Origin of the sequence: Streptomyces flavofungini (assembly GCF_041028215.1) — a bacterium.
Classification (GTDB): domain Bacteria; phylum Actinomycetota; class Actinomycetes; order Streptomycetales; family Streptomycetaceae; genus Streptomyces; species Streptomyces flavofungini_B.
Window position 1 is genome coordinate 1 of sequence record NZ_JASKYR010000290.1, and the last position, 8,594, is coordinate 8,594.

Consider the following 8,594-nt stretch of genomic DNA (forward strand, 5'->3'; position numbering starts at 1 on the left):
GCGCAGGCCCCTTACGTCGGCCTTGACCGTGTGGTCCGACGCCGCCCGCGCGGTGGTGCTGCCCCGGCCGACGACCCGGGTGAACCCCTTGTCCTCGGCTATCTCCCAGCCGACCGTCATGTCGGGGCCCTTGCCGGAGCCGGGCACGGCGTCGGGGGCGGGCGTCACGCGGGTCCAGAGCAGGACGCCGTCCGGCAGCGGGTCCCCGGAGGCGACCCCGTGGTGGAAGGCGGGCCCCTCGGCGGCGTGGGCGGGCACGGCGGCCAGCGGGGCGCCGAGCGCGGCGGTCGCTGCGGCGGCCTTGACGACCGTACGGCGGCTGGGGACCGCGGAGTTGAGCGGCGGCTGGAGATCGTTTCGACTGGTCACGGGCGATCACCCTACTCAGCGGTAATCGGAAAGAGCGGGCGAACCCGTGAAGTTCGCCCGCTCTTTTCCCGTGCGCCGTGTCAGCGGGCGGTGCCCTGCCCGGTGTACGGCCCGGTGTTCAGGCCGGTGTTCAGCCCTTGAGGGCCTTGTCGATCGCCGTCTTGTAGTCCTCGACCGTGCTCGGGGCGTTCTTGGAGCCCGGCGCGGTGAGCTGCTTGCCGTCCATCACGAAGGAGGGCGTGCCCTCGACGCCGTCCTTGTTGTCGTCGAACGTCTTGGACATCTCGATCGCCCAGCGGTCGAAGGTGCCGTTCTTCACGTCCTTCTTGAAGGCCGCGCTCTTCTTGAGGTCGGGCACCTTGTCGGCGGCCTTCAGGAGGACGGCGTCGTCCTTGAACTTGTCGTCCTGCTCCGAGGGGTGGACGTCGGCGGAGTACAGGACCTTCTTGTACTGGAGGAACGCCTCGTCGCTGACGTTCAGCGCCGCGCCGAGCGCGCTGAGGGCGTTGCGCGAACCCTCACCCGGGATGTTCCGGTCGAGGAAGGTGGCGCCGATGAACTGGATCTTGTACTTGCCGTCCTCGACGTCCTTCTCGACCGTCGGGCCGACCGTCTGCTCGAAGGAGGCGCAGATCGGGCAGCGCGGGTCCTCGTAGACCTTCAGGGTCTTCTTCGCGGAGTCCTTGCCGATGACGACGGTCGTGCCGTTCTTGCCGGTGGAGTTCGCCGGCTTGACCAGCTTCTCGTCCGCCGCGGCCTCCCAGTGGCCGGGCTTGTTGGACTGCATGACGGCATAGCCGACGCCGCCGGCTATCGCGAGGACGGCGACGATCGAGACGCCGACGATGGTCGCCCGCTTCCGCTTCTCGCGCTTGCGCTCGGCCTCCTGCTGGGCGCGGATGCGCTCGCGGGCGGCGGACTTGGCGGCCTGGCTGTTGCGCTTGCTCATGTTCGTTTCTCCGTGTGCGTGACTGTGTGGGGCGGGCCGTGCTCAGGCGGTGAGGGCCCGGCACGGCGGTCCACGCCGTCCCACGAAGTGCACGAGCAGACGGTTACGGGTGGCGCGGGCCCGGCGCTCGGGGCGCGGCAGCCGCCGTACGGGCGCCCTCACGGCGGTGGCCGGGGCGACCGCGAGCAGCAGTGGCCGGAAGGTGGCCGCCGCGACGGCGCGCAGCAGCTGGGCCAGCGCCCGCTCACCGCGCCGCAGCCACGCCGCCGCGACGAGGCCCACACCGATGTGCGCCCCGAGGAGCAGCCAGGCGGTGCCCGGGTCGGCGTCGGCGAGCAGGGCCGCGGGACCGCCGTGCCCCTCGGCCGTCATCCGCGCGAGCGGCGTACCGATGGGTGTGCCGCCGCACAGCACGTCGAAGCCGACGGAGCGCAGCGGGCCCGCCACGGGGCCGCCCGCCTGGCCGTAACAGACGTGCTGGCCCGCGGTGAACACGGTGTCGGCGGCCAGCTCCAGCGGGATCAGCAGGGCGGCGATCCGTCCGAAGCCCCGCTCGCGGCCCGCGAGCGCGTACGCGAGGACGAAGACGGCGGCGGCGATCGCGGCGACCGTGGCCGACGGCAGGGGGGCCCGGGACAGCAGCACGTGGGACGCGGCGGAGAGCGTCACGACGAGCGCCGTGAAGAGCGCCGCGCGCACCGTGCGTAGCTGGGTCCCGGATATGTCCATCGCGGAGGAGTGTGTCACGTGTTCGCGTAGGGGGTCCTTAAAGGGGGCCTGTGAATTCCGCGTGAGCGGACACACGGGCCCCCGGAGGGTCTACAGACCCGGAATGCGGCCGTTGCGGAAGAGGTCGACGAAGATCTGGTGGTCGGCGCGCGCCCGCGCGCCGTACCTGTGCGCGAAGTCCACGAGCAGGTACCCGAAGCCCGCCTCGTCGGCCGCGATGGCGGCGTCGATGGCGCGCTCGGTGGAGAACGGCACCAGCTCGGAGTGCCCGCTCTCGTCGTCCGCGGCGGCGTGCATCGTGGCGGTGGCGCGGCCCAGGTCGGCGACGACCGAGGCGATCTCCTCCAGGTCGTCGATGTCCGACCAGTCCAGGTCCACCGCGTACGGCGACACCTCGGCGACGAGCTGGCCCGCGCCGTCCAGCTCGGTCCAGCCGAGCCACGGGTCGGCGTGCGCCTGGAGGGCGCGCTGCGAGATGACCGTGCGGTGGCCCTCGTGCTGGAAGTACCCGCGGACGGCGGGGTCGGTGATGTGGCGGGAGACGGCCGGGGTCTGGGCCTGCTTGACGTAGATCACCACGTCGTTCTCCAGGGCGTCGCTGTTGCCCTCCAGGAGGATGTTGTACGAGGGCAGGCCCGCGGAGCCTATGCCGATGCCGCGGCGGCCCACGACGTCCTTGACGCGGTAGGAGTCCGGGCGGGTCAGGGAGGACTCGGGGAGGGTCTCCAGATAGCCGTCGAAGGCGGCGAGCACCTTGTACCGCGTGGCGGCGTCGAGCTCGATGGAGCCGCCGCCCGGCGCGAAGCGGCGCTCGAAGTCTCGGATCTCCGTCATCGAGTCCAGCAGCCCGAAGCGGGTCAGGGCGCGGGCGTCGCGCAGGGCGTCCAGGAGGGGCCCCTGGGCGGTGTCGAGGGTGAAGGGCGGCACCTCGTCGCTCTTGGCGCCCGTCGCGAGGTCGTGGATCCGCTCGCGGTAGGCCGCGGCATACGTCCGCACCAGGTCGGTGATCTGCTCGTCGCTGAGCGCCTTCGTGTACCCGATCAGGGCGACGGAGGCGGCGAAGCGCTTCAGGTCCCAGGTGAAGGGGCCTACGTAGGCCTCGTCGAAGTCGTTCACGTTGAAGATCAGGCGGCCCTGGGCGTCCATGTACGTGCCGAAGTTCTCGGCGTGCAGGTCGCCGTGGATCCACACCCGGCCCGTGCGGTCGTCGAGGTAGGGCCCGCCGTGCTGCTCGCGCTCCAGGTCCGCGTAGAACAAGGAGGCCGTGCCGCGGTAGAACGCGAAGGCGGAGGAGGCCATCTTCCGGAACTTGACCCGGAACGCGGCGGGGTCCGCGGCAAGCAGCTCGCCGAACGCGGTGCCGAAGACGGCGAGGATCTCCTCGCCGCGCTGCTCAGCCGTGGGCTGCGGGACCGACATCGCTGGGTGCCTCCTGGTACAGGGTGATGCGGGACATGGTGCGGGACACGGGGTGGGGCGTCGGGGGTGAAAGAATTTTCGCCCCGGCGGGACAGCCTCTCCGCCCCTCTCAACGCACGACCGTACTCCCGAGTGCCCGTCCGCTGTCGGCGCGCCCCGGATTAGACTTCGTCGCTGTCCCCCAGACTGCCCGCAGCCTGATGCCCAGCGTTCACCGGAGGCCTCCCGCCGTGACCAAGCCGCCCTTCACGCACCTGCATGTGCACACCCAGTACTCGCTGCTTGACGGTGCCGCGCGGCTCAAGGACATGTTCACCGCGGCCAATGAAATGGGCATGACGCACATCGCCATGTCCGACCACGGCAACCTCCACGGGGCGTACGACTTCTTCCACTCGGCGCAGAAGGCGGGCGTGACGCCGATCATCGGCATCGAGGCGTATGTCGCCCCGGAGTCGCGCCGCAACAAGCGGAAGATCAAGTGGGGCCAGCCGCATCAGAAGCGCGACGACGTGTCCGGTTCGGGTGGTTATACGCATAAGACGATCTGGGCGGCGAACCAGACGGGCCTGCACAACCTGTTCCGGCTCTCCTCGGACGCGTACGCGGAGGGCTGGCTCCAGAAGTGGCCGCGCATGGACAAGGAGACCATCTCCCAGTGGTCCGAGGGGCTGATCGCCTCCACCGGCTGCCCCTCGGGCGAGCTCCAGACACGGCTGCGGCTCGGCCAGTTCGACGAGGCGCTGAAGTCGGCCGCCGAGTACCAGGAGATCTTCGGCAAGGACCGGTACTTCCTGGAGCTGATGGACCACGGCATCGAGATCGAGCGCCGGGTCCGCGACGGACTCCTGGAGATCGGCAAGAAGCTCGGCATCCCGCCGCTGGTGACCAACGACTCGCACTACACGTACGCGCACGAGTCGGTGGCCCACGACGCCCTGCTCTGCATCCAGACCGGCAAGAACCTCTCCGACCCGGACCGCTTCCGCTTCGACGGCACCGGCTACTACCTGAAGTCGACGGACGAGATGTACGCCATCGACTCCTCCGACGCCTGGCAGGAGGGCTGCCGCAACACGCTCCTGGTGGCCGAGCAGATCGACACCACCGGCATGTTCGAGAAGCGCGACCTGATGCCGAAGTTCGACATCCCGGAGGGCTTCACCGAGGTCACCTGGTTCCAGGAGGAGGTCCGCCGCGGCATGGAGCGCCGCTACCCGGGCGGCGTCCCCGAGGACCGGCAGAAGCAGGCCGAGTACGAGATGGACATCATCATCCAGATGGGGTTCCCGGGGTACTTCCTGGTCGTCGCCGACTTCATCATGTGGGCCAAGAACAACGGCATCGCGGTCGGCCCCGGCCGAGGCTCCGCCGCCGGTTCGATCGTGGCGTACGCCATGGGCATCACCGACCTCGACCCGATCACGCACGGCCTGATCTTCGAGCGGTTCCTCAACCCCGAGCGCGTCTCCATGCCCGATGTCGACATCGACTTCGACGAGCGTCGGCGCGTCGAGGTGATCAGGTACGTGACCGAGAAGTACGGCGCCGACAAGGTCGCCATGATCGGTACGTACGGCAAGATCAAGGCGAAGAACGCCATCAAGGACTCCGCGCGCGTGCTCGGCTATCCGTACGCGATGGGCGACCGCCTCACCAAGGCGATGCCCGCCGACGTCCTCGGCAAGGGCATCGACCTCTCCGGCATCACCGACCCCAAGCACCCGCGCTACAGCGAGGCGGGCGAGATCCGGGGGATGTACGAGAACGAACCGGACGTGAAGAAGGTCATCGACACCGCCAAGGGCGTGGAGGGCCTGGTCCGGCAGATGGGTGTGCACGCGGCCGGCGTGATCATGTCCAGCGAGCCGATCGTCGACCACGCGCCGATCTGGGTCCGGCACACCGACGGCGTGACCATCACGCAGTGGGACTATCCCCAGTGCGAGTCGCTCGGCCTGCTCAAGATGGACTTCCTGGGCCTGCGCAACCTCACCATCATGGACGACGCCGTCAAGATGGTGCGCAATGACAAGGGCATCGACCTGGAGATGCTCTCGCTCCCCCTCGACGACCCCAAGACCTTCGAGCTGCTCTGCCGCGGTGACACGCTCGGCGTCTTCCAGTTCGACGGCGGCCCGATGCGCTCGCTGCTCCGCCAGATGCAGCCCGACAACTTCGAGGACATCTCCGCCGTCTCGGCCCTCTACCGGCCGGGCCCGATGGGCATGAACTCGCACACGAACTACGCCGAGCGCAAGAACGGCCGCCAGGAGATCACGCCGATCCACCCGGAGCTCGAAGAGCCCCTGAAGGAGACGCTCGGCCTGACCTACGGCCTCATCGTGTACCAGGAGCAGGTGCAGAAGGCCGCCCAGATCGTCGCCGGGTACTCGCTCGGCGAGGCCGACATCCTGCGCCGCGTGATGGGCAAGAAGAAGCCCGAGGAGCTGGAGAAGAACTTCGTCCTCTTCCAGGCGGGCGCCCGGAAGAACGGCTACTCCGACGCGGCGATCCAGGCCCTGTGGGACGTCCTGGTCCCCTTCGCCGGATACGCGTTCAACAAGGCGCACTCCTCCGCGTACGGCCTGGTCACCTACTGGACCGCCTACCTGAAGGCGAACTACCCCGCCGAGTACATGGCCGCCCTGCTGACCTCGGTCAAGGACGACAAGGACAAGTCGGCCGTCTATCTGAACGAGTGCCGCCGCATGGGCATCAAGGTGCTCCCGCCGAACGTGAACGAGTCGGTGCACAACTTCGCCGCCCAGGGCGACGACGAGATCCTCTTCGGCCTGGAGGCCGTGCGCAACGTCGGCACGAACGTGGTCGAGTCGATCATCCGCTCGCGCAAGGCGAAGGGGAAGTTCTCCTCCTTCCCCGACTACCTGGACAAGGTCGAGGCGACCGCCTGCAACAAGCGCACCACGGAGTCGCTGATCAAGGCCGGCGCCTTCGACACCATGGGCCACACCCGCAAGGGCCTCACCGCGCAGTACGAACCGATGATCGACAATGTGGTGGCGGTCAAGCGCAAGGAGGCCGAGGGGCAGTTCGACCTCTTCGGCGGCATGGGCGACGAGACCGGCGGCGACGAGCCGGGCTTCGGGCTCGACGTGGAGTTCTCCGAGGACGAGTGGGAGAAGACCTACCTGCTCGCCCAGGAGCGCGAGATGCTCGGTCTGTACGTCTCCGACCACCCGCTCTTCGGCCTGGAGCACGTGCTCTCGGACAAGGCCGACGCGGGCATCGGCCAGCTCACCGGAGGCGACTTCTCCGACGGCTCGGTCGTCACCATCGGCGGCATCATCTCCGGCCTCCAGCGCAAGATGACCAAGCAGGGCAATGCCTGGGCCATCGCCACCGTCGAGGACCTGGCGGGCTCCATCGAGTGCATGTTCTTCCCCGCCACCTACCAGCTGGTGTCGACGCAGCTGGTCGAGGACGCCGTCGTCTTCGTCAAGGGCCGCCTCGACAAGCGCGAGGACGTGCCCCGGCTGGTCGCGATGGAGATGCAGGTCCCCGACCTGTCGAACGCGGGCACCAACGCGCCCGTGGTGATCACCATCCCCACGGTCAAGGTGAGCCCGCCGATGATCACCCGCCTCGGCGAGGTGCTCAGCCACCACCGCGGCAACAGCGAGGTGCGGATCAAGCTCCAGGGCGCCCAGAAGACCACGGTGCTGCGGCTCGACCGGCACCGCGTCAAGCCCGACCCGGCCCTCTTCGGCGACCTGAAGGTGCTGCTCGGCCCGTCCTGCCTGGCGGGCTGATCCGCAGCCCCCCAGAGGGCGCGCGAGACGACGAAAGGGGCGCACCCGCATCGGGTGCGCCCCTTCTCGGTGCCTGCGCGGCCGTCAGTTGTGGCCGAAGCGACGCTGGTGCTTACGGGCAACATCAGCCGGGCTGCCCTGGGCCTGCGACTCCATCGAGGACTGGGCCTCCGTCGCGGACGACCTGGCCTGCTCCGAGGCCCGCTCGGCCTGCGACGTGCGGTCCTGCTGGGCGCCCTGCTTGCGATTCTTGTTCTTGGCCATGGTGATCTTCCTCCTGAGGGGGATCTGGGGGCCATGACGCGTTCAGATTCACATGGGCGGACAATGCGCGCATGTCGGAGAATTACCCTGCGTGATGGGTGCCGTCCGTGAGGGAAGCGTGGATGCGCCACGCCGAAGATCGAGTTCCGCCCGTTTACCTTCGCCGGGTCGGGCAGACTCGGAGGAAAACCCGACGCGGACCCGCAACCCTGATTCGTTGTCGTCACAGGGTGTGTTCGTGGGCCTTCGAGGGAACGTCCAGGAACCTCCGGGCACTTTTCAGGAACTTCCGAGAACGCCAGGGAATCTCCAGGGAAAGAGGGTGGATCGCGTGGACCGCTGCATCGTCCTGGTGGACGCCGGGTATCTGCTGGGCGCGGCCGCGAGTCTCCTCGCGGGAGAACCGTCCAGGTCCCGGATCACCGTCGATCACACCGCCCTGATCCAGGGCCTGCGCGAACGCGCCGAGGCCGACACCGAACGCCCCCTGCTGCGCATCTACTGGTTCGACGGAGCCCCCGACCGCGTGCCCCAGCCCGAGCACCGCCGGCTGCGCGTGATGCCCCGTGTGACGGTCCGCCTGGGCGCCCTGACCCGCAGCGACGGCCGCTGGGCGCAGAAGGGCGTGGACGCCGCCATGCACGCCGAGCTGACCGAACTGGCCCGCAACCGCGCCTGCTCCGACGTCGTGCTCGTCACCGGTGACGGCGATCTGCTGCCCGGCATGATGGCGGCCAAGGAACACGGCGTCGCCGTCCACCTCTGGGCCGTACAGGCCGCCGACGGGGACTACAACCAGTCCGAGGACCTGGTCGCCGAGGCCGACGAGCGGCGCGTGCTCGACCGGGCCTGGATCACCAAGGCCGTCCGCCCCAAGGAGCTGACCGGCATCTGCGCGCCGCCGCCCGTGCCGCGCCCCGAGATCGCCGCCATCCTCTCCGCACCGCTCCCGGAGTCCGCCCTCGCCGCCGCCGCGCAGCGCGCCGAGGAGGAGGCCCCCGCCGCACACGCCGCCGACACCGCGGCCAACGGCCAGGAGCCCGCCGAACACCGCGGCCCCGCGGGCAAGGGCGTGCCCACCCCCAAGGACC

Annotated in this window: 7 protein-coding genes; 2 read left to right on the forward strand and 5 right to left on the reverse strand. The window is 69.4% G+C overall.

The window, feature by feature from the left end; genetic code table 11:
* The 4 genes from AB8Z36_RS20495 to AB8Z36_RS20510 form a co-directional block, all read right to left on the reverse strand.
* Window positions 1-369, reverse strand: a 369-nt coding sequence (locus tag AB8Z36_RS20495; RefSeq protein ID WP_369214802.1) for a PhoD-like phosphatase N-terminal domain-containing protein, incomplete at its 3' end; no start/stop codon positions are given.
* A gap of 130 nt (window positions 370-499) precedes the next feature.
* A complete protein-coding gene (locus AB8Z36_RS20500) occupies window positions 500-1,318 on the reverse strand; it encodes a thioredoxin domain-containing protein (RefSeq protein ID WP_369214803.1) in 819 nt (272 codons plus the stop codon).
* 42 nt (window positions 1,319-1,360) lie between these two features.
* Window positions 1,361-2,047, reverse strand: coding sequence for a hypothetical protein (locus AB8Z36_RS20505; RefSeq protein WP_369214804.1), 687 nt, complete (start codon window positions 2,045-2,047; stop codon window positions 1,361-1,363).
* A 90-nt stretch (window positions 2,048-2,137) separates the two neighbouring features.
* Window positions 2,138-3,466, reverse strand: a complete 1,329-nt coding sequence (locus tag AB8Z36_RS20510; RefSeq protein WP_369214805.1) for a DUF2252 domain-containing protein — start codon at window positions 3,464-3,466, stop codon at window positions 2,138-2,140.
* A gap of 230 nt (window positions 3,467-3,696) precedes the next feature.
* Between AB8Z36_RS20510 and dnaE the strand changes: the two genes are divergently transcribed.
* A complete protein-coding gene (gene dnaE / locus AB8Z36_RS20515; protein ID WP_369214806.1) occupies window positions 3,697-7,239 on the forward strand; it encodes a DNA polymerase III subunit alpha in 3,543 nt (1,180 codons plus the stop codon).
* Window positions 7,240-7,323: 84 nt separating this feature from the next.
* Here the strand turns inward: dnaE and AB8Z36_RS20520 are convergent, their stop codons facing one another.
* Complete coding sequence (locus AB8Z36_RS20520; protein ID WP_369214807.1) at window positions 7,324-7,503, reverse strand: hypothetical protein; 180 nt, start codon at window positions 7,501-7,503, stop codon at window positions 7,324-7,326.
* Between the two features lie 331 nt (window positions 7,504-7,834).
* Between AB8Z36_RS20520 and AB8Z36_RS20525 the strand changes: the two genes are divergently transcribed.
* Window positions 7,835-8,594: NYN domain-containing protein (locus AB8Z36_RS20525; RefSeq protein WP_369214808.1), on the forward strand; the 760-nt coding region annotated here is incomplete at its 3' end.